This is a genomic window from Sediminibacillus halophilus, assembly GCF_900103695.1.
Taxonomy (GTDB): domain Bacteria; phylum Bacillota; class Bacilli; order Bacillales; family Amphibacillaceae; genus Sediminibacillus; species Sediminibacillus halophilus.
The window spans coordinates 350787-372372 of sequence record NZ_FNHF01000001.1; the positions used below are offsets into that span (position 1 = coordinate 350787).

Below are 21586 nucleotides of genomic sequence, written 5' to 3' on the forward strand. Positions count from 1 at the left end.
TCATTTCACCTCTGCAGTTTCTTCAACCATTTCTCCGTCAAGAGACCAGGTTTTAGCATTTGTTATTTTAACCTTTACAATCTTACCAATTGCTGACCTAGGCGCTTTAAAATTGACCAATTTATTCCGCTCAGTATAACCTGCCAGCACATCCGGGTTCTTTTTGCTTTCCCCTTCTACAAGAACATCGACAACCTGACCTTGGTATTTCTTCATTGCTTCCGCTGATTGCTTGTTAATCAGTTTGTTCAACCGCTGCAGACGTTCCTTTTTCACTTCCATTGGAACATTATCTTCCCAGCGTGCTGCCGGTGTACCTTCCCTTGGTGAATAAATAAAAGTGTAGGCACTCTCAAAGCCTACTTCTTCCACAAGGCTCAGTGTTTCTTCAAATTGTTCATCGGTTTCATTTGGAAACCCGACGATGATATCCGTAGTAAGAGTGGCGTTAGGCATCGCTGTCCTGATCTTATCTACAAGCTCAAGGTACCTTTCCCTTGTATATCGTCGTGCCATAACGCGTAATACTTCCGAACTGCCGGATTGAACAGGCAGATGAATATGGTCCAGTAGATTGCCGCCTTTGGCCAAAACTTCGATCAAGCGGTCGTCAAAGTCCCTAGGGTGTGATGTCGTGAAACGAACACGCGGGATATCAATTTTCCGAATTTCATCCATCAGGTCTCCCAGGCCATAATCTATATCTGTCAGATCTTTCCCATAAGCATTGACATTTTGCCCTAGCAGGGTTATTTCCTTGTACCCTTGTGCAGCAAGCTGCCTTACCTCCTGGATGATATCCTCAGGCCGCCGGCTTCTTTCCTTGCCGCGTGTGTAAGGTACAATACAATAGGTACAGAACTTATCACAACCGTACATGATATTGACCCAGCCTTTTATTTTGCCTTTTCTAACTTTTGGCAGATTCTCAATGATATCTCCCTCTTTTGACCATACCTCGACGACCATCTCTTTTCCGAACATGGCCTCTTTCAACAATTGTGGAAGACGATGAATATTATGCGTACCGAAAATCATATCGATGAACGGGTGTTTTTTCAAAATCCGGTTTACGACCGATTCTTCTTGGGACATACAGCCACATACACCTAAAATCACATCCGGATTTTCCGTTTTCAGTGTTTTCAAATGACCAATTTCACCAAACACTTTGTTCTCGGCATTTTCCCTGATAGCACAGGTGTTTAACAAAATAATATCGGCTTCAGTTGCTTCGTCTGTCGACTCATACCCCATATCGGTCAGCAGACCAGCCATTACTTCCGTATCATGTTCATTCATTTGGCAGCCATAGGTGCGGATTAAGAACTTTTTATCTTTACCGATGTTTTGCATATCCTCCGGTACCTGATAGTCATAATGGATCTGCACATCTTCTCTTCGACGTTTTTTGGCCTTTTTTAAATTTGGTGGTTCGTAGGTTGTTTGAAAATATTTTCCGATGAGCTCATCGCTGTCCATATTTTTTAAACGAGATAGGTTCTTCTCCTGGTCGGATTTTATGTCCGCTGGATTCTCCTGTTTTATTTGATTCATTTCTTTCCGCTGCTGTTCATTCATTTACAGAAGCTCCTTCCTTGAAAAAACTGTCGTTCCGTTTTATGTATCTATCCGGAACCTGTAACCATAAAGGTATCTCCAATTTACTTATTATATCAACTACTAATACCAAAAATAAAGGGCTTTTATATGAAAAAAGGAAATAGACGAATGGCGAAAAAGTACCTCGATGGTCTTTTCCGCCATTCAAATCCTATTAATCAATAATTTTCAGTTTTTTTCCTGCTTGTTCAAATGCATTCAGTGCTTCCTGTAAATCTTCTCGGGAATGTTCTGCTGTGACAATTGTCCGTACACGCGCTTTCCCTTTTTGCACGGTAGGAAAAGCAATGCCTTGTGCGAAAACACCCTCCTCGAACAATTGATCAGAAAAACGATGGGCCAATGCATCATCCCCCACCATTACCGGAGTTATCGGCGTCTCGCTGATACCGATGTCGAATCCTAACTCCTTTAGTCCGTTCTTGAAGAATTTCGTGTTTTCCCACAGTTTATCAATCAATTCCGGTTCTTCCAGTAAAACATCGATTGATGCATCACAAGCCGCTGTCACTGCCGGCGGATGGGAAGTACTGAACAGGAATGGTCTGCCTTTATGAATCAAATAATCCTTCAATGTCTGTGTGCTGGCGACATATCCACCTAAAACACCGATCGCCTTACTTAAAGTTCCCACTTGAATATGAACGCGGCCATCCAGTCCGAAATGGTTCACCGTGCCACGCCCGTTTTCACCTAATACCCCACTGGCATGTGCATCATCAACCATGACAAGTGCATCATACTTTTCAGCCAGTTCCACAATTTGTGGTAATGGGGCGATGTTTCCATCCATGGAAAATACGCCATCGGTTACAACCAGTCTTGTCCGGTATTCTTGTGTTTCTTTTAACGCCTGTTCGAGTGATTCCATATCAACATGTTTATATATCTTGCGTCCGGCCTTAGTCAATCGGATACCGTCGATAATGGAAGCGTGATTTAGTTCATCCGAAATAACAACATCATCATTTGTCAAAATTGAAGAAAGCACTCCCTGGTTAGTTGTAAAACCGGATTGAAAAACAAGTGCTGCTTCTGTATGTTTGAATTCTGCCAGTTTTCTTTCATAATCCTCATGCATTTTCAGTGTTCCAGCGATAGTGCGAACCGAGCCGGTGCCCACTCCATACTTTTCAATCGCTTCTTCTGCTGCTTTTTCCATTCTAGGATGAGAGGTCAATCCTAAGTAGTTATTGGAGGATAATTGAATAACCTCTTTCCCTTTTATCGTAACTCTTGCCCCCTGTGCTGATTCGAGTGGAATCAAGTTACGGAAGGTCCCCTCCTTCTTCATGTCCTCCAATTGCTCCTGGAGATATTCAAAACCTTTCAATCAAAACGCCTCCCTATTTTTTATGGGTGTAATACCACTTTACCACACTTGCCCTCATTCATAAGCTCAAATCCTTTTTCAAAGTCCTCTAAAGGGAAGTGGTGTGTAATCATTGGACTAACGTCGACTTGTTTGGAATCGAGCAGACGGGAAACCTGCTGCCAAGTTTCAAACATCTTTCTGCCGGTGATTCCTTGCACCGTAATTCCCTTAAAAACGATATCGTCGGTAATATCGACTTCAACCGGTTTTGTCGGTAGACTGAGGATCGATACTCTTCCTCCGTTGGTCACCATTTTGAACCCTTGATTAATCGCTTTCGGATGTCCGCTCATTTCACAGACAACGTCGACTCCATGCCCCTCGGTAAGTTCTTTGACCCTTTCGACTGGATTTTCTTTTGCCGAATTGACTATTGTCGTAGCTCCCATTTGACTAGCCAAATCGAGTCGATAATCATTTAAATCAAATGCAATGACTTGGGAAGCTCCTGCTGCTTTTGCCACACCTACAGCCATCATTCCAATGGGTCCACAGCCTATGACAGCCACTGATTTACCGACCACATCACCGCTTAATACAGTATGGACAGCATTCCCCATCGGTTCTTGGACGGAGGCTATTTCCACGGGCATGTCTTCCGGATTCTTCCACATATTATCTTCTGGCAAAGCAACATATTCAGCAAAGCAACCATCCCGGTCGACACCAATGATTTGGGTGTTTTCACAAATATGGTACTTTCCTGTCAAGCATTGAGGGCAATGCCCACAAACGATATGGGTTTCTGCGCTGACATAATCCCCCACTGCCACCTTTGTTACTTTTTCTCCTGTTTCAACCACTTCTCCGGCAAATTCATGACCAAATACATAAGGTGGATGAACCCTGCTTTGCGACCATTCGTCCCAGTTATAAATATGGACGTCTGTGCCACAGATAGAAGTTGCCTTTACTTTTATCAGCACCTCCCGGTCTCCGATAGATGGGATTTCCACCTGTTGAATTTCCGCGCCTTTATGCTTTCCGCTTTTCACTAACGCTTTCATAGTTCCATTCACTGTGAACACAACTCCTCACATGAAAATACATTATAGATTGATATATTCATATTTTAACATGATAAAAATATTTATCAATCTGTAGTGTCTGTTTGGAATGGACATCTGAGCGCTGTAGAAGCAACCGCTTATCCTTTGATTCAGTATTGCCACCAGACTGGTAAGGAACCACCTAGCCCTGGCACGGAAATTTTTTTATGAAATTTTGATTGGTTATCTTTTGAACTATGTTTCTAGGCCATCTATGTAAAAGCTCCTTATTAAACACATGATAGTCCGTTGGGTCAAAAAGGCCTTTTACAAACTCACTGGTTCCGTCAAAATCCGATCCTAAGCCAAGGCAGTCTTCAGCCCCCTCCATTATATAATAGGAAATATGATTCAGGACATCCAGATATGTAGCCTCTGCTCCATCATTCAGAAAATCAGGTACAAAAGTAACGCCGATCCATGCCTTCTTTTTAATCAACTCTTGAATTTGGTGTTTGTCCAAGTTTCGTTTATGGGAAGCCAGGTCGATGGCATTGGAATGACTTGCCATCGGAAACTCAGCTAATTCGATAACATCCCAAAAACCTTTATAGGATAAATGGGAAACGTCTGTCCATATTTTTTCCTTGTTGAGTAGCCTGACCACTTCGTGTCCGAAGGAGCTTAAGCCTGCTCCTCTCTGTTCTTCAATCCCATCACATACCGCATTTGCCTGATTCCACGTAAGCCCGACCGCTTTGACACCTAGGCGCAGCAGGGTTTTCAATTTATTCAAGTCGGACCCGATTACATGGCAACCTTCCAGTGTAAGCATCGCACCTTTTTCATGCTCCTTTAACGTTTCTATATCACGGCGGGAGGTAATACATTTTATATGGTCGTATGGCTCAATGATTTGTTCATAAAATAAATTCACCATCTTTAATGCTGCCGAAAATTGTGCCTCCTCTGATACTTCTGGAGGCACAAAAATAGCAAAGCACTGAATCTTAACCGGACTTTCCATCCATTTTTGATAATTCACCTGCAGTTGTTCACTCGATTCGAATGGCAGCTCAAATTCCCACATTTTATATAATGCGTCACAATGGGCATCGATTATCATTTTCTTCCTCCTTACGGCTCCATTATTTTTAGATCAAAAACATTATTCGTAACAGAACGATAAAAGAAAAACCTGCTTGCTATGGCAAACAGGTAAAGGGATTTATCTAGGCTCTATTATTAGTTTAATAGCGGTCCGTTCCTCATTATCAATCATTATATCAGTAAAAGCCGGAATACATATTAGATCAACTCCACTTGGGGCAACAAATCCTCGGGCGATTGCAACCGCTTTAACGGCCTGGTTTAATGCACCAGCACCGATTGCCTGTATTTCTGCTGAGCCGCGTTCCCTTAGCACATTCGCGAGTGCACCTGCTACTGAATTGGGATTTGATTTAGCTGAAACTTTTAATATGTCCATTACTAGTACCTCCTTCGTTTACTAAAGTAGTTCCACTTTTACTATATTCTTGGAGTTGATAGATATTCCCTTTTATTATGAGGTAATTATTCTAAAAATTCAAATAATCATCCAAAAAACGGGTGATCATCATTGATTAGTATCCGTTCCACTTTCCTAGCAAAACCGGTACTTTCATCAATATCGACAATAAAACCGTTTAATTGTGTTCTTCCCGTTTTGGTCACTTCGAAACGTACCGGAAGGTTAGTAAGAAACCGGTTCAAGACCGCTTCTTTGTCTGTACCCAAAATTCCATCATACGGTCCAGTCATTCCTGCATCGGTAATATATCCAGTACCCTTAGGTAATATCCGCTCATCTGCCGTTTGCGTATGTGTGTGGGTTCCGACTACAGCGCTGACTTTCCCATCAAGATACCAGCCCATTGCCTGTTTCTCACTGGTAGCTTCCGCATGAAAGTCGACGAAAATAAGGTTGGTTCTTTTTTTCGCTTCAGCAATCAATTGATCTGCTTTACGAAAAGGGTCATCAAGCGGCGGCAAAAACGTTCTTCCCTGAAGATTTATCACAGCTACTTCGGCCTTGTTGCTGCGTACATAAACAATTTCTCTCCCAGGCGTACCCTCGGGAAAATTAGCAGGCCTGACCATATACTCGGCTTCATCGATGAATTCAAATATTTCCTTTTTGTCCCAAGCATGGTTTCCCAATGTTACGGCCTGTGCTCCCGATTCAAGGAATTGTTTATAGATTTTCTCCGTAATGCCTTTTCCCGCAGCTGCATTCTCACCGTTAACAATACTGACATGCGGCTGGAATTTTTGCTTTAATCGAGGCAGATAGTCGCGTACCATTTCTCTTCCTGGTGAACCTACTACATCGCCTATAAATAAAATCCTCATCAGCTTCAACCATCCTATCTTGTTAGTTAGTTTCAGTTTCACATAGATATGTATCCATGTCAAAACAGATCATTCACTAGAGCCTATTATTCCCTCTTTTTGTGGAAACGCACAAAAATAAAGCGGCTAAATAGCCGCTTTATTTTGCATATTCCACTGCACGTGTTTCCCGGATGACCGTCACTTTTATATGACCCGGATAGTCCAGTTCATCTTCAATTTTTTTCCTTATTTCTCTCGCTATTTTCAGTGCTTCCAGATCGTCAATTTCGTCCGGCTTCACCATTATTCTGACCTCACGTCCAGCCTGAATGGCAAAGGATTTCTCTACGCCATCATATGACTCCGAGATTTCCTCAAGTTTCTCCAGTCGTTTGATATAATTCTCAAGTGTTTCGCTTCTTGCACCAGGTCTGGCAGCTGATAAAGCGTCTGCCGCAGCAACCAGAACGGCAATAATGGAAGTTGGTTCTTCATCTCCATGGTGAGAGGCGATAGAATTAATAACGACATCATTTTCCTTGTACTTCATAGCCAATTCTTTACCAATCTCTACGTGACTGCCTTCTACCTCATGGTCGATAGCCTTTCCGATATCGTGGAGTAAACCGGCTCTCTTAGCAAGGGTTTCGTCCTCGCCAAGTTCAGCTGCTAGTAAGCCGGCCAGATGCGCCACTTCCGTAGAATGTTTCAACACGTTCTGTCCATAGCTTGTCCGATACTTCAAACGACCGAGAATTTTGATGAGGTCTGGATGCAGACCGTGTACACCGATTTCAAAAGTGGTCTGTTCACCGACCTCCCGGATATACTCATCCACTTCTCTTCTTGATTTATCAACCATTTCCTCAATTCTCGCCGGGTGAATCCGTCCATCCTGTACAAGTTTTTCCAAAGCAATCCGAGCAGTCTCCCTGCGGATTGGATCAAAACCGGAAAGGATAACAGCTTCTGGTGTATCGTCAATAATCAGGTCAATCCCTGTTAAGGTTTCAAGTGTTCTGATGTTCCGGCCTTCACGACCAATGATCCGGCCTTTCATTTCGTCATTCGGAAGGTTGACAACCGATACAGTTGTTTCTGCCACATGATCTGCCGCACAACGTTGCAAAGCAAGCGATAAAATACTTTTAGCCTTTTTATCAGCTTCTTCCTTCGCACGGTTCTCTGCTTCTTTAATCATGATTGCCGATTCATGTGTTACCTCTTGCTCGACTCGTTCTAAGATCACTTGCTTTGCCTGGTCAGTAGTGTATCCGGAAATGCGCTCAAGTTCAGCTTGCTGTTCACCTAACATAGCTTCCACTTTGCTTTCCATTTCTTCAATTTGTTGTTGTTTTTCTGTCAGAGTTTGTTCCCTTGATTCTAACATCAGCTCACGCTTGTCCAGCGTTTCACTTTTTCGGTCCAGATTTTCTTCTTTTTGCATCAGGCGGGTTTCCTGTCTCTGCAACTCCGCTCGACGCTCTCGGAGCTCTTGATCCGCCTGCTGACGAAGCTTATGATTCTCATCTTTCGCTTCAAGAAGCGCCTCTTTTTTGGCTGCATCGGCATTCCGATGCCCCTCTTCTACTATTTGCTTTGCCAATTCTTCCGCACTTGAAATTTTTGCCTCCGCAATAGATTTACGAATCAGATAACCAACAACAATACCGACGATAAGGGTAAGCAAAATGGAGATGATTATTAAGGTAACTATTTCCATGAGTTCACCTCCTCTTGCTATAAATTTGTACAATCACTTTTAGTCGGCATGTACAGTGTCTTTCAATAAAAAAATCGTTTGTTTGCAAAAAAGTGTATAATAATAAGAAGAATTATACATATCAATTTTAATCTTGGAATTTTATATTGTCAAGGAACCGTCAAATTTATGTCATAATCTTTTGGCAAATTGCGCAAACTATAAAGCTGATACTGCCCCTTCATGCAAATGAATCCCCAACCGATCTCGGCTTGGGGATTCACACTTACATATCCATTGTTTCCTGGTTTTCCATTTCTTCGGAAGGTTCCGGGGCAGTATCCATATCATAATGACTGCGAATAGTATTGTAGATTTCCATACGGATATCTTCATTCTCTTTCAGGAATTGCTTCGCATTCTCCCGCCCTTGGCCTAGACGTTCCTCGTTATAGGAGTACCAGGCACCGCTTTTTTGCACAATGTCAAGATCGGAACCAATGTCCAGTAGTTCGCCTTCCCGGGATATACCCTCTCCGTACATGATGTCTACTTCTGCTTGTTTGAACGGAGGAGCTACCTTGTTTTTTACTACCTTGATTTTTGTTTTGTTACCAACCATGTCATTTCCTTGTTTCAGGGTTTCAGCTCTGCGCACTTCAAGTCTTACAGAAGAATAGAATTTCAAAGCACGCCCGCCAGGAGTCGTTTCCGGATTCAGTCTTGTTATCACAAGAGCTTTTTATCTCTTGTTTCTGGAGGTTTCTTTCCCTCATATCCTTTACAGGAATACGGCCAGTCTTTTCTGACCCAGCTCAGCATATCTTTTCATCTTCGACTTGCTCGTTAAGATGATGCGGACTCGTGGAAGGATTATATTCTGCCTGCGGCAGGTTCACCTTCTATGCGTTGCCCCTGACTGTACTTTTACTTACAGCCTTCGGTTCGGATTTACTTCTCAGTATCCCCGTTTCATTCCGCATTGGTAATCTGGAAAATTTCTTTTCCAGACGGCAAGCTGCTTTTTGTCCGGGATGGCGGCACTTAAACTGCCTGCTTCCCGCACACTTTTTTAAGCAGCATTCTCACCAAACATGACTCCTACTTTTTCCCTTATTTGATTGATAAAGATGGCTGTCGTCTTCGATTTGTTAATGGCTCCCGAAAGCTTTCGCAGCGCCTGGGACATTAGGCGTGCTTGCAAACCAACGTGTGCATCTCCCATTTCCCCTTCAATCTCTGCTTTTGGTACGAGAGCTGCTACCGAATCAATTACCACCATGTCGACAGCACCGCTTCTGACAAGCGCCTCAGCTATTTCCAGCGCCTGTTCCCCTGTATCAGGCTGAGATAGTAGCAACTCATCGACATTTACACCAAGTTTTCTCGCATATACCGGATCTAGAGCATGTTCAGCATCAATAAATGCAGCTTGTCCGCCCTGGCGCTGTGCTTCAGCGATAGCATGCAAGGAAACGGTTGTCTTACCAGAAGATTCCGGACCATAAATCTCCACTACACGCCCTCTTGGATAGCCGCCCACACCAAGAGCTACATCCAAGGCTAACGATCCGCTCGGAACTGTGGCAACTTTTTGCTCCGCACGTTCACCCAGTTTCATAATAGAACCCTTGCCAAATTGCTTTTCTATCTGTTTCAACGCCATATCCAAGGCTTGTTTTCGATCACTCAAATTATTTCCTCCTTAAAATTAAGCTAATACCATCATAACTCGTTTTATGAGATTTAACAAGTGAAAAGCGAATAAATGTTCCCTTTTTTCTATTAGTAATTTGTGCTTAAAATGATTATTTAATTAGGGAAAAATTAATCTCCAGCCTCGCTGGAGACTTCAATTTTCAATTTTGATTTTAAGTTGATTCTATCTATCTTAAGGAATCTAAAACAAAAGGCTTGCAGAAAAAGGTAATGATTTTTCTGCAAGCCTGAGCCGGCAATCCTTTTAAATCATGTTGCTAGCAAGACGATAAACTAACTCCATTCCTTTTTTTACTGTGCGGGCTCGAATCGCCTCACGATTTCCATTAAACTGGAAGGAATAGACTTTCGCCTCTTTTTGTTTTTGAGAAATTCCAATAAATACAGTACCCGGGGGATTCCCTTCCGATTCCCCGGGACCAGCAACTCCTGTGAAGCTAATTCCTATATCTGCCTTAAACTCCGAAAGAATGTTTTCCGCCATTTCTTCTGCACACTGCTTACTGACCGTTCCAAACCTGTCAATCGTTTCAGGAAGTACTTTAACCATTGATTGTTTAACCTCTGGGGAATAACAAACAACACTCCCCGTGACGACTTGGGAAGCACCAGGTACGGAAACAAGTTTGCTAGTAAACATTCCTCCTGTCAGACTCTCTGCAGCAGCTAATTTCATTTTACGATTCGCCAGCATTTCCACCGTTTTGGCTTCCAAGTTTTCTTCATCATATCCATAAAAAAAGTCGCCAACCAGTTCCAGAATCCGTTTTTCGGTTTCACTTATTAATCGTTTTGCTGCTTGACTCGTTGAGGCGCTAGCTGTCAACCGCAAAGCTACTTCTCCCTCTGATGCCAGTGGGGCAATCGTAGGATTTGTTTGTACGGCAATTAGCGATTGCAGCTGATGCTCAAGCTGTGATTCACCAATACCGACAAATCTTAACATTCTTGATTGTATTACTCTATCAAGCTTATATTTTTCTTTGATATACGGGAATGCATACTCTTCTGCAATTTGTTTCATTTCCCTTGGAACTCCCGGCATAAAAATCCAGGTGACACCCTCTGTCTCCATCGCCATTCCTGGAGCCATTCCGACATGATTCGGCAGTACTTTTGAACCATTGAATATCAACGCCTGTTTGCGATTGTTAGGGGTCATTTTCCTTTTGCTATTTTTAAAATAGGAGTTAATTTTTTGAATGGATGGTTCATCCACTACTACATCCACTCCGTAGATTTCCTGAAAGGCATCTCGCGTCATATCATCCTCGGTTGGGCCAAGGCCTCCGGTAACCAACACGATATCGGACCTTTTTGCAGCTGTGATAAAAACTTGTTTGACTCTCTCTAGGTTATCACCGACCACACTGTGGTGGTAAACATTAACACCATAATCTGCAAGCCGTTTGGATAACCACTGACCGTTCGTATTGGATATTTGGCCAAGTAATAATTCTGTTCCAACTGCAATGATTTCTGCACTTACCTGTTTTTTCATCATTTAGAATCCCTCATAACATGCCAATTCTTACGGAAATAATCATAACCAGAGACTATCGTTATAATCATAGCAGCATAAAGACAAATAATGCCGAATGGGAAGCCTAGGTAAGAAAATGGAAAGTTGTGTAGCAACAGGGCAGAAATAGCTACAATCTGCAGCACTGTCTTCAGTTTTCCCATTTGACTTGCAGCAAGGACAAGCCCTTCTCCTGCAGCCACAAGTCGAAGGCCGGTAACGGCAAATTCACGGCTTATAATGATGATGACGACCCACGCAGGTGCGATTTCCATCTCCACTAAAAGGATCAATGCAGAGGCAACCAGCAACTTATCCGCCAACGGATCCAAAAACTTGCCCAAGTTGGTCACAAGGTTATACTTCCTGGCATAAAAACCATCAACCCAATCAGTAGTAGAGGCTAAAATGAACAACAAGCCTGCTACAAAGTGGGAAATAGGCAACTCCTGATTACCAATGTTCCAGCTTCCCCAATCAAAAGGGATGGACAAAAGCAGAATAAAAATAGGAATCAGAAAAATGCGTGACATCGTAATTCTGTTAGGTATATTCATCATGGTATCCTCCAATTCAACGTATACATAATCTGTTAGCCAAAAATAAGGACTATCCCCTACCACAACTGTCTATTGACAGTTATCGACTGGGAACAGCCCCGACATTTCAATAACTTACTCTTGCTGTTCTGTTTCGTCTACAACCTCAACGAAGACTCGTTGTACTGTATTACTGGACATCTCCGGAATTTCCAGCGGAACGCCTGCGATTGTTATTTCAATCGGCTCTGGATTTCCGAAACGGATCATAAACTGATCTGCTCCGGATAAGTCCTCCTCCAATGGAGAGTCACTTTCACCAAACATGCCACTATATAAGTCGTTGTCTTCACCTTCCGTGATTTCCAGCCAATGGTCACTTTCTGAAGTCACTTCTACGATGATTTCTTCACCCGGATTGACCAATTCGATATTCGTTACTTGGTCATTTCCCTGTGTGCCCTGATCGACCACATTCAGTTCCGGCTCTGCCTGTTCTTCTTCATTTGTTGAGTCGTCTTGTTGACTTTCCTCTTCTGTCTTTTCTTCAGAAGCATCATTATTCCCGCTATCATCATTCTCTTTTGTTTCAGAGGAATCCGGATCGCCAACATAGACCTCGTCCTGCTTCTCATTTTGCTGATTCGATTGACCAGGATCATCCCCTTGGGACTGTTGATATAAATACCAAACAGTGAATAGGATACCGATAACCAATAAAACGACAATAATGGTCGGCAAAAAAGAAAGCAAAGCAGGACTTTTAGTGGACGCAGAGCTTTCTTTTCGACTACGCTGTACTCTTGTGTACTGAACAGCACTCTCATCACTGGTGGCCGGAAGCTCGTTTTTGTGCTCTTCGATTAAAACATCGGGATCTAAATCCACAGCAGTAGCATATTCCTTAATAAATGCCCGAACATAGAAGTTGCCAGGCATGACACTGAAATTCCCTTTTTCAATTGCTTGCAGATAACGAGTCTGAATCTTTGTCATCTGTTGTATTTCTTCTAACGAGAGATTTTTAGCCTCCCTTGCTTCTTTCAGCCGTTCTCCAATTTCCATAGTCAAAAACACCTTCCAATTCTAAAAATCAAACATGGAAAAGCCCCCGCTGTCATCAAACTTGGACTTTTCGATTGGTTCGTATTTAATTTCCTCGTTCTCATCATTCCTCAACTCAATAATGTAGTCGAAATCATTCAAGCTGTATTCTGTTTGCTGAACAAATATATCCGGATGCTCCACTACCTTCACAGCTGGAAGACGCATGATTTCACGCACTAACTCCCAGTGTTTTTCACTTGCACGCTGGGTAGAGACTATCCCATCAATGATATAGATATTATTCAGGTTGTATTCATCCTTGATTAATTTGCTGCGAATTGTTTGTTTTAATAACGTACTCGAGACAAATAACCAACGCTTATTTGCACAGACACTCGAGGCGACAATCGACTCTGTCTTGCCGACGCGAGGCATTCCTCTGATGCCTATTAGCTTATGCCCCTCTTTTTTAAATAATTCCGCCAGAAAGTCGACAAGAAGGCCCAGTTCATTCCGCACAAAGCGAAATGTCTTTTTGTCGTCTATATCACTATGTATGTACCTGCCGTGTCTGACAGCCAACCTGTCTCTGAGCTTAGGTTTTCTTATTTTTGTCACATTAATGGTTTCCATTGTGTCCAGAATCGATTTCAACCTTGTGATTTGCTCGTCTTGTCTTGATAACAGAAGCATCCCTCTTCGAGAGTCTTCTACACCGTTTATCGAAATGATATTAATCGATAACATCCCTAGTAAAGATGATATATCACCTAATAAACCGGGACGATTATGCTGAATTTCATATTCAAGATACCATTCAGTTTTGTCCATAGAAAAAGCTCCTTCATCTATAACAGGGCGCTGATCGTTCTGTTTATAAATGGATTTACTCTTATCATAAATGATTTTTCACAATTAGAAAAGGACATTATTCGGTTTACTGTTTATAAATTCCACAATTTTTTCAGTCTAAACGGGCTAACAGCACTAGATAAACCAGTTTTCACCTCTATGGTAATCTTCAAATCCTTGAGAATGTAAAATTTAAACCGGTAGAAATAATGAAAGGAAAGAATCAGAAGGAATAATATTGCATAACGTTTTTCTTTCAACAATTCATAAATGGGGAACGATTCTTCTATGAGATTTCTCGGTATTGCATCGGAGAACTGAAAAGCTCAATTGTCCAGAAGGAAGGAAAAGGAAAAAGCTTGTAGAAATACATGCTTTTTCTACAAGCCTTTTGCCTGCCGCTGTGATAGCGGCAGGCTTTTTGATTACTTAACAATCAATTATTGTCCTGTACCTTCGTTTTGAACCATCTTTACCATAATATTAGCAATGGCACGCTGTTCATCTTTAGAAGCTGCGTTCCACAAATCACGCAATATTGCTTCCTGGTCATTTTCAGCATCCACTTGCTTGGATAAGTATCCGCCAATCTCAAAGGCGAGATCGGAAATGGTGTTTTGATCCATTCCCTGTCCTTGAGCTTGATGAAGACGGTCCCCAAGAAAATCCTTCCAAGATTCAAAATTATCGAGAACTGACATCTTTTTTCCTCCTTCAATCTCAACGTTCAAGCTTAGCATTTGATTTATACAAAACTTTATACATTAGTTGAAGAAGAATTTCAGCCCTTTACCATGCACCGGTAACTTTAATGATTTCTCCTTGAATGTAACTAGAACGGGAGTCCAGTAAAAATGCAGCCGCATGGGCGACATCCTGCGGATTTCCGGCCCTGCTTGCTGGTATTTCCGATACGATTGATTGCCTGTCTTCTAACGAAAAATGTTCATTCATTCTGGTCTCGATAAAACCAGGACTTATCCCGTTTACATTGATTCCGCTTGCTGCAAGTTCTTTACCGAGCGATTTCACAAAACTGTTCTGAGCGCCTTTTACAGAAGAATAAACGACCTCACAACTTGCACCAATGTCTCCCCATATCGAAGAAACAACCACTATATGTCCGGCTCGTTTTTCAATCATGGAAGGTATCACATGTCTGCTGATCATCCACAATGCCTTTACTTGCATGGTCAACATCACATCCATTAAGGCCTCTTCTGTATCCTGAAACAAGCCGATATGACTAGTTCCACTAGCAAAAACCAGGGCATCGACAGGTAAATCGAGCCTCTGCAAGAACATGGTGATCCCTTCATCCGTACGCAAATCACCATGAAGGACTGCTAATACCGACTCATCTGGTAAGGAAGAAGTAAGTTCATCCACTGCCTGTTTATTCCCGTTGTAATGCAAAATCACTTGATACCCCTCTTCAACCACCCTTAGAGCGATGGCCCTCCCGATGTCCCCACTGGCTCCAATAATGAGACAATTACCTTTCATATTCACCGATTCTTCCCTTTTAACCTTGTTCAGGAACGATTTGACAGACGGATATACGGTCTTCATCGACCCAGTTCCCCATAAAGTCATTTGCTTCCTTGACTGTTAGTTCCTCAATTACTGGCAGTACTTTGAATAAATCGATTCCAAGCAAATGATAATGGATAAACTGGTTCGAAATAAACTCCAAGGAATTCATGGCCCGAAGAAACTGGCCGATTTTCTTTCTTTTCATTGTGGTGAATTCTCTTTCCGTTAGTTTCTTCTCTTTTAAACCATGAAGCATCTGCTTCACTCTTTCAGCAAGTTCGTCTGGTTTTGTTGAGTTTCCTCCGATAACGGAAAATCCGAACGAACGCTCAATATTGGTTTCAAATTGGAAGCTATTATCAATTAAATCCGCTTCATATAATTCCTGATAGTATTCACCGCTTTTTGAAAAGTAATAATCAAGCAGCATTTCTGTCAGCAATTCTTCCTTTAAGAACGTTTCGTCTGAGCTTCGATCGGTTTGCTCTTTTATTCCAATCATACACTTGGCTACAGAGACAGGCATCTCGATGACGTTTTTTTTCATCGCCACACGGTCTGGTTCCTCAGGAAATCGACGTTTTAGTTCCGAAACAGGCTCAAATTGTTTAGCGTCCTGATTCTCTTTGATCAACCGCATCATTTTTTCCGGCTCGAAGTTTCCAGCAAGGAAAAAAGTCATGTTTGAAGGATGATAAAAAGTATTATAGCAAGTGTATAAATCATCCTTCGTGATTTCATTGATTGATTTTACCGTACCGGCAATATCGACTTGAACCGGATGGTTTTCATAGAGACTCTGAATCGTGCCAAAGAATGAACGCCAATCCGGCTGGTCATTGTACATTTCAATTTCCTGCCCGATAATTCCCTTTTCCTTTTCAACCGACTGTTCAGAAAAATATGGATCCTGGACAAAATCAAGCAGGGTGGTGACATTCTCTTTAATATTGCTAGTAGCGGAAAACAAGTAAGCTGTCTTGGTAAAGGAAGTAAAGGCATTTGCAGATGCCCCTTGCTTAGTGAAATCCTGAAAAACATCTCGATCTTCTTTTTCAAACAACTTATGTTCGAGAAAATGCGCGATGCCATCCGGAACGGTAATAAAATCTTTTTCTCCCAGCGGAACAAACGTCTGATCGATAGAACCGTAATCGGTGGAGAAAATACCAAAAGTTTTGGCCATTTCAGGCTTAGGCAGGAGGAACACCTGCAAACCGTTGGCAAGCTTCTCCGAATATAGCGTTTCTTTTAATTGGTCATAGCTTATTTTATTCATTGCGGCTTCCCCCTTTGCTAGTCAAGAAATAAACGGTATCCTGCTCGATTTTTTCGCCTACAAGCAATACATCTTCTCTTGTTACATGTTTTACCCTTTCAATCATTTGATCAGGAGAAACATCCGTTTCGGCTAGTACTTGATGGTAAAGAATTTCAATCAATCCTTGTGGATGATCCATCGTTTCCAGCAGTTGATTGACAACCAGATCTTTTGTATCTTTTAATTCTTCTTCAGTGAATTTTCCTTCTTTCATCAATGCCATTTGTTCATTGATGATATCTCGAGCCTTCTGAAAATCTTTCGGAGCAATCCCACTGAATACGAGCAGCAATCCTTTGTGGCTTTCAATACGGGATGCGGCATAATAAGCAAGACTGTGTTTTTCACGTACATTCATGAACAGTTTGGAACTCGGAAAACCACCGAATAAGCCATTAAATACCTGTAAGGCATAATATAACGGGTCACCAAACGTAATATTGGTCCGGTAGCCGAGATGAAGTTTTGCCTGCTGCACGTTTTGTTCTTCCACGACTGTGTTCACGTCTTCAATCGTTTGTTCTACAATTGTCTTTTTAGACTCTGCAGAGCTTGCTCTTTGCTTAGGAGCAAATGCCGATTCAATCAAACCTTCAGCTTTCTCAACAGACACATCTCCCAGGACATACACATCCATTTGGTCTTCCGCCAGCATTTTTTGATAATAATGATACAAGGTTTCTTCATTGATATCTTCTAAATCCTCTGTATAGCCATGTACGTGCAGACGATATGCTTCATCCTTGCACATTTCATCGATCATTCGCATATTTGCATAGCTCATCTTGTCATCGATTATCGAGTCGATTTTCTGCTTTAACGTTTGCTTTTCACGATTTACAATCGAAGCATCAAAGCTATTACCATCAGATTTAGGATCGAATAAAATACTACTCAGCATTTCCACTGCACGTTCTAATATTTGTTCATCTGTAGACAAATATGCCTCATTGGCCGTTTCCAAACGTAACGTTATCACATGGTTTTCTCCCTTTTTAGAGCCATCTACACCAAGCACGGCACCATATAAGTCATCAAGCGCTGTACGAAGCTCCCGGGCACTCGGGTACTTGTTGGTTCCTTGCTGGAGAATGTAAGGAAGCAATGCCCTCTTGGTTATCGTATCCCTTTCCAGGCCAGCTTTGAGCTTTACGACAACATTGGTTGTTTTATATTTTTTACTAGGGATTACATGTAAACGGTAACCCTTCTTATCCAATCGTTTTTCTTCAATGACGTCCATTCATTTTCCTCCCTTGGCGAAATATAGGTATAGCATTTGACTTTAACCTAAAACTATCCTCGTATGTATGGTTTCCCCTGTATAAGCTAGTTTAACGAAAAACAAACCCGGTAACAAATACCAGGTTTGTAAAAAGTAAATTTTTATCTGCTTCCTTTTATATACGGTTCTCCATTTGCTTTTGGAGCTTCCGCCCTGCCGATAAATCCTGCGAGGGCCAGAATGGTCAACACATATGGAGCTATCAGCAAATAAATTTGCGGTACATCTTCTAATAATGGAATGCTGGAGCTAATAACACTTAAACTCTGGGCAAAACCGAAAAACAATGCTGCCCCCATTGCTCCAAGTGGATGCCATTTACCAAAAATCACGGCAGCCAGAGACATAAACCCTTGCCCGACAATAGTCGATTGCGAAAAGTTCAAGGCAATCGTCAAAGCGAATACGGAACCGCCAAGTCCGCCCATGGCTCCAGAAATCATGACAGCCACGTAACGCATTGCATAAACATTGATCCCGTTTGTGTCAGCGGCCATCGGATGCTCACCAACAGAACGCAATCGCAAGCCAAATGGCGTCTTATACAAAATATACCAGGCGATAATCGCTAATATAATGGCAAGGTAAGAGGTCAGGTACATGTTCTGGAAGAACAGTGTACCCAGAACCGGAATGTCGCTCAGTACAGGGATATCCAAGGTATAGAAGGGCTGGGAAACCATATCTGTTTGTCCCTTGTCATACCATTGTTTGGTCAGGAAAACACCCAACCCCAGTGCCAGAAAGTTGATCGCTACGCCACTCACAACCTGATCAGCTCTGAACGTGACCGATGCAACTGCATGGATAAGCGAAAAAACTGCAGAAACCACCATCGCAACCAATATGGAAATCCAGGGGGTGGCTGCCCCGAATACATCGGCGAAAGTAAGGTTGAACACTACTCCGACAAAAGCTCCCATTACCATTAAACCTTCCAGACCGATATTAACGACACCAGAGCGCTCACTGAACACACCTCCGAGGGCTGTGAAAATCAGTGGAGCGGAGAAGAACATTGCTGGAGGAATGATTGATTGCAAAATATCCAGGATACCCACTTATTTTCCCTCCTTCTTAAAACGAAGCAGCACCCAGCGAATGATATAGCTTGAGGCCACAAAAAAGATTATCAGGGCTATCACGATTTCTACAAGTTCAGAAGGAACATCTGCTGCAGTCGGCATATTTAGCGCTCCGATTTTCAGAGTTCCGAACAATATTGCAGCGAGCACGACTCCAAAAGCGTTATTACCTCCAAGAAGCGCAACCGCGATCCCGTCGAAACCGAGATTTGTAAAAGCCGAGTGTGTTGGCATATAACCAAAAGTTCCGAGTCCTTCCATCGCTCCGCCAAGACCAGCAAAAGCTCCGGAAATCACCATGGCGAGGATGATATTTTTACCGACATTCATGCCAGCATATTGGGAAGCGTGCTGGTTGAAGCCGACAGATCGCAATTCAAAACCCGCACTTGTTTTTTCCAGTAAAAACCACATGATAACTGCTACAAACAAGGCAATTAGAATTCCATAATGCAATCGGGAAAAGCTGGTCATTTCCATCAACCAATTCGATGCAAGCGAAGCGGATTCTTTGATAGGATCGGAAGAATCCTGATTTTCACTTAAAACAGACCGGATTAAAGCATTCGATACATGCAGTGCAATATAATTCATCATAATCGTGATGATGACTTCGTGAACACCGAGCTTAGCTTTCAATAAGCCCGGAATAAATCCCCAGATCGCTCCAGCTAAAGCAGAGGCCAAAAGCGCCAGCGGCAGATGGATAATCATCGGGGCATCGAAAGCAGCACCAACCCATACTGCTGCAAGCCATCCTACGATGACTTGACCTTCTGCTCCAATATTGAACAGTCCACTGCGAAAAGCAAAAGCCACAGCTAACCCGGTAAATATGTAAGGGGTTACCTGGCGGATTGTCTCCCCGAAGTAATAAATGTCACCAAAGGATCCGTCCCATAAGGCTTGATAACCGCTCAGAGGGTTGTAACCGAATGCGGCCATGATAATGGCTCCAGCTATCAAGCCCAATAGTACTGAAATAACAGGCACCAGAATATTGAACATACGGTTGGTAAACATTAATGCCCACCTTCCTTCACTACCGAACTTCCAGCCATAAGCAATCCCAATTCCTGTTCATTTGTTTCGGATGGAGCAACATTTGCCACTATTTTGCCGTCAAACATCACAGCAATCCGATCACTTACATTGAGAATCTCATCTAATTCAAAAGATAACAGCAATACCGCACGCCCTTTATCACGTTCCTCAATCAATTTTTTATGGATAAACTCAATTGCACCAACATCTAAACCACGTGTGGGCTGTGCAGCAATCAACAAATCAGGAGATCGGTCTACTTCACGACCAATGATTGCTTTTTGCTGGTTTCCGCCAGACAAGGACCTCGCTTTGGTGTATTCACTTGGTGTTCTGACATCATATTCTTCTATTAATCTCTTAGCATGGGAATAGATGTTTTTATAAGAAAGCACGCTATACTTTGCAAAAGGCTTTTTATAATAGGTTTGCAAAACCATATTTTCACCGATGGGAAAGTCCAATACCAAGCCGAATTTGTGCCGATCCTGGGGAATATGCGACACTCCTGAATCGGTCACTTTTCTTGGTGGTAGATTGGTAATTGCTTTCCCGTTAAGATGAATAGAGCCTGATTCGACTTTTCGCAACCCGGTGATTGCTTCAATCAATTCTGATTGTCCATTGCCATCAACCCCGGCAATTCCGACTATTTCACCGGCTCTGACTTCCAAGTCCAGTCCTTTCACCATCTCTACTTTCCGGCTGTCTTGAACGTGGAGATTTTTAACGGAAAGAATTTGGCCTTTCGGCGCAGCCTCCGTTTTTTCTGTCGTAAAGCTGATTTCTCTTCCGACCATCAACGAAGCAAGCTCGTCAGGGCTTGTTTCGTTCACATTGACTGTACCGATGCCTTGTCCCTTCCGCACGACTGTACACCTGTCGCAAACTTCCATAATCTCCTTTAATTTATGAGTAATCAAAATAATGGATTTCCCTTCCTTGATCAGGGACCTCATTATTTCGATTAACTCTTTGATTTCTTGAGGAGTAAGTACAGCTGTCGGTTCATCCAGAATTAAGACTTCTGCTCCCCGGTATAGAGTTTTCAGTATTTCCACTCGCTGTTGCATTCCGACGGAAATGTCCTTGATCTTTGCTCTAGGATCAACTTTCAAACCATAACGATTGGAAAGCTCCTCCACTTCCTGTTCAGCCTTTTTCAGGTCGATTTTCCCGCCTTTTTTCGGTTCACTGCCCAGTATGATATTTTGGGTTACGGTAAACGTATCGACTAGCATAAAATGTTGGTGAACCATCCCAATTCCTAAATTGTTGGCTACATTTGGATCCGTAATTTTCACAGACTTGCCATTAACCCGAATTTCTCCCTTTTCAGGTTGATACAAACCAAACAACACGTTCATCAACGTCGATTTTCCCGCACCATTTTCCCCGAGCAGGGCGTGGATTTCCCCTTCCTGTACCTGAAGGGTTATATTATCATTCGCAACGATCCCCGGAAATTCTTTGCGGATATTCAGCATTTCTACAACATAATTCTCCAAGTGTATTTCACTCCCTAACATGCGGTCGAGGTCAACCTTCTTTATAATATTCCGTTTTCAGAA

At 42.4% G+C, this 21586-nt stretch carries 18 protein-coding genes and 2 pseudogenes; all 20 read right to left on the minus strand.

Features of this window, described 5'->3' with window-relative positions; genetic code table 11:
- Positions 1-1581: a tRNA (N6-isopentenyl adenosine(37)-C2)-methylthiotransferase MiaB gene (gene miaB, locus BLR82_RS01830; protein ID WP_074597306.1), complete on the minus strand. Its 1581-nt coding sequence runs from the start codon at positions 1579-1581 to the stop codon at positions 1-3.
- A gap of 196 nt (positions 1582-1777) precedes the next feature.
- The gene (locus tag BLR82_RS01835) at positions 1778-2956 is read right to left on the minus strand and encodes a glycine C-acetyltransferase (RefSeq protein WP_074597307.1); all 1179 of its coding nucleotides are present in this window, start codon (positions 2954-2956) and stop codon (positions 1778-1780) included.
- A gap of 20 nt (positions 2957-2976) precedes the next feature.
- Complete coding sequence (gene tdh / locus BLR82_RS01840) at positions 2977-4017, minus strand: L-threonine 3-dehydrogenase (RefSeq protein ID WP_175486738.1); 1041 nt, start codon at positions 4015-4017, stop codon at positions 2977-2979.
- A gap of 172 nt (positions 4018-4189) precedes the next feature.
- The gene (locus BLR82_RS01845; RefSeq protein WP_074597308.1) at positions 4190-5113 is read right to left on the minus strand and encodes a dipeptidase; all 924 of its coding nucleotides are present in this window, start codon (positions 5111-5113) and stop codon (positions 4190-4192) included.
- A gap of 102 nt (positions 5114-5215) precedes the next feature.
- The gene (locus tag BLR82_RS01850; RefSeq protein ID WP_026570294.1) at positions 5216-5476 is read right to left on the minus strand and encodes a stage V sporulation protein S; all 261 of its coding nucleotides are present in this window, start codon (positions 5474-5476) and stop codon (positions 5216-5218) included.
- Positions 5477-5583: 107 nt separating this feature from the next.
- Positions 5584-6381 carry a TIGR00282 family metallophosphoesterase gene (locus BLR82_RS01855; RefSeq protein ID WP_074597309.1) on the minus strand — a complete coding sequence of 266 codons (798 nt, stop codon included), beginning with the start codon at positions 6379-6381 and terminating at the stop codon, positions 5584-5586.
- A 139-nt stretch (positions 6382-6520) separates the two neighbouring features.
- Positions 6521-8086: a ribonuclease Y gene (rny, locus tag BLR82_RS01860; protein WP_026570296.1), complete on the minus strand. Its 1566-nt coding sequence runs from the start codon at positions 8084-8086 to the stop codon at positions 6521-6523.
- Positions 8087-8351: 265 nt separating this feature from the next.
- A pseudogene (locus BLR82_RS01865) lies at positions 8352-8783 on the minus strand (recombinase RecA family protein); the annotation flags it as partial.
- A gap of 369 nt (positions 8784-9152) precedes the next feature.
- A pseudogene (recA, locus tag BLR82_RS01870) lies at positions 9153-9758 on the minus strand (recombinase RecA); the annotation flags it as partial.
- A gap of 270 nt (positions 9759-10028) precedes the next feature.
- Entirely contained in the window at positions 10029-11288 is a 1260-nt protein-coding gene (locus BLR82_RS01875; RefSeq protein WP_342721005.1) for a competence/damage-inducible protein A, read from the minus strand.
- A complete protein-coding gene (pgsA, locus tag BLR82_RS01880) occupies positions 11285-11863 on the minus strand; it encodes a CDP-diacylglycerol--glycerol-3-phosphate 3-phosphatidyltransferase (RefSeq protein WP_074597310.1) in 579 nt (192 codons plus the stop codon). The genes BLR82_RS01875 and pgsA overlap by 4 nt, the downstream gene beginning before the upstream one ends.
- A 117-nt stretch (positions 11864-11980) precedes the next feature.
- A complete protein-coding gene (locus BLR82_RS01885) occupies positions 11981-12910 on the minus strand; it encodes a RodZ domain-containing protein (RefSeq protein WP_074597311.1) in 930 nt (309 codons plus the stop codon).
- 21 nt (positions 12911-12931) lie between these two features.
- Positions 12932-13723, minus strand: a complete 792-nt coding sequence (locus tag BLR82_RS01890; protein ID WP_074597312.1) for a YmfK family protein — start codon at positions 13721-13723, stop codon at positions 12932-12934.
- A gap of 461 nt (positions 13724-14184) precedes the next feature.
- Complete coding sequence (locus BLR82_RS01895) at positions 14185-14445, minus strand: DUF3243 domain-containing protein (RefSeq protein WP_074597313.1); 261 nt, start codon at positions 14443-14445, stop codon at positions 14185-14187.
- 88 nt (positions 14446-14533) lie between these two features.
- Positions 14534-15316: an elongation factor P 5-aminopentanone reductase gene (gene ymfI / locus BLR82_RS01900; RefSeq protein ID WP_342721009.1), complete on the minus strand. Its 783-nt coding sequence runs from the start codon at positions 15314-15316 to the stop codon at positions 14534-14536.
- The gene (gene yfmH, locus BLR82_RS01905; RefSeq protein ID WP_074597314.1) at positions 15270-16559 is read right to left on the minus strand and encodes an EF-P 5-aminopentanol modification-associated protein YfmH; all 1290 of its coding nucleotides are present in this window, start codon (positions 16557-16559) and stop codon (positions 15270-15272) included. The genes ymfI and yfmH overlap by 47 nt, the downstream gene beginning before the upstream one ends.
- Positions 16552-17844 (minus strand): EF-P 5-aminopentanol modification-associated protein YfmF, encoded by a 1293-nt coding sequence (yfmF, locus tag BLR82_RS01910; protein ID WP_074597315.1) that lies wholly within the window; start codon positions 17842-17844, stop codon positions 16552-16554. Before yfmF ends, yfmH begins: the two co-directional genes overlap by 8 nt.
- A 143-nt stretch (positions 17845-17987) precedes the next feature.
- Entirely contained in the window at positions 17988-18941 is a 954-nt protein-coding gene (locus BLR82_RS01915) for an ABC transporter permease (RefSeq protein ID WP_074598234.1), read from the minus strand.
- Between the two features lie 6 nt (positions 18942-18947).
- Positions 18948-19994 (minus strand): ABC transporter permease, encoded by a 1047-nt coding sequence (locus BLR82_RS01920; protein ID WP_074597316.1) that lies wholly within the window; start codon positions 19992-19994, stop codon positions 18948-18950.
- A complete protein-coding gene (locus BLR82_RS01925; protein WP_245693663.1) occupies positions 19994-21502 on the minus strand; it encodes an ABC transporter ATP-binding protein in 1509 nt (502 codons plus the stop codon). The genes BLR82_RS01920 and BLR82_RS01925 overlap by 1 nt, the downstream gene beginning before the upstream one ends.
- Positions 21503-21586: the final 84 nt, after the last annotated feature.

Bases quoted from the DNA above. Each gene is read 5' to 3' on its own strand.
- miaB (WP_074597306.1), bottom strand. From the start codon at position 1,581: ATGAATGAACAGCAGCGGAAAGAAATGAATCAAATAAAACAGGAGAAT.
- BLR82_RS01845 (WP_074597308.1), bottom strand. From the start codon at position 5,113: ATGATAATCGATGCCCATTGTGACGCATTATATAAAATGTGGGAATTT.
- BLR82_RS01850 (WP_026570294.1), bottom strand. From the start codon at position 5,476: ATGGACATATTAAAAGTTTCAGCTAAATCAAATCCCAATTCAGTAGCA.
- BLR82_RS01855 (WP_074597309.1), bottom strand. From the start codon at position 6,381: ATGAGGATTTTATTTATAGGCGATGTAGTAGGTTCACCAGGAAGAGAA.
- rny (WP_026570296.1), bottom strand. From the start codon at position 8,086: ATGGAAATAGTTACCTTAATAATCATCTCCATTTTGCTTACCCTTATC.
- BLR82_RS01875 (WP_342721005.1), bottom strand. From the start codon at position 11,288: ATGATGAAAAAACAGGTAAGTGCAGAAATCATTGCAGTTGGAACAGAA.
- pgsA (WP_074597310.1), bottom strand. From the start codon at position 11,863: ATGAATATACCTAACAGAATTACGATGTCACGCATTTTTCTGATTCCT.
- BLR82_RS01885 (WP_074597311.1), bottom strand. From the start codon at position 12,910: ATGGAAATTGGAGAACGGCTGAAAGAAGCAAGGGAGGCTAAAAATCTC.
- BLR82_RS01890 (WP_074597312.1), bottom strand. From the start codon at position 13,723: ATGGACAAAACTGAATGGTATCTTGAATATGAAATTCAGCATAATCGT.
- BLR82_RS01895 (WP_074597313.1), bottom strand. From the start codon at position 14,445: ATGTCAGTTCTCGATAATTTTGAATCTTGGAAGGATTTTCTTGGGGAC.
- ymfI (WP_342721009.1), bottom strand. From the start codon at position 15,316: ATGAAGACCGTATATCCGTCTGTCAAATCGTTCCTGAACAAGGTTAAA.
- yfmH (WP_074597314.1), bottom strand. From the start codon at position 16,559: ATGAATAAAATAAGCTATGACCAATTAAAAGAAACGCTATATTCGGAG.
- yfmF (WP_074597315.1), bottom strand. From the start codon at position 17,844: ATGGACGTCATTGAAGAAAAACGATTGGATAAGAAGGGTTACCGTTTA.
- BLR82_RS01920 (WP_074597316.1), bottom strand. From the start codon at position 19,994: ATGTTTACCAACCGTATGTTCAATATTCTGGTGCCTGTTATTTCAGTA.
- BLR82_RS01925 (WP_245693663.1), bottom strand. From the start codon at position 21,502: ATGCTGAATATCCGCAAAGAATTTCCGGGGATCGTTGCGAATGATAAT.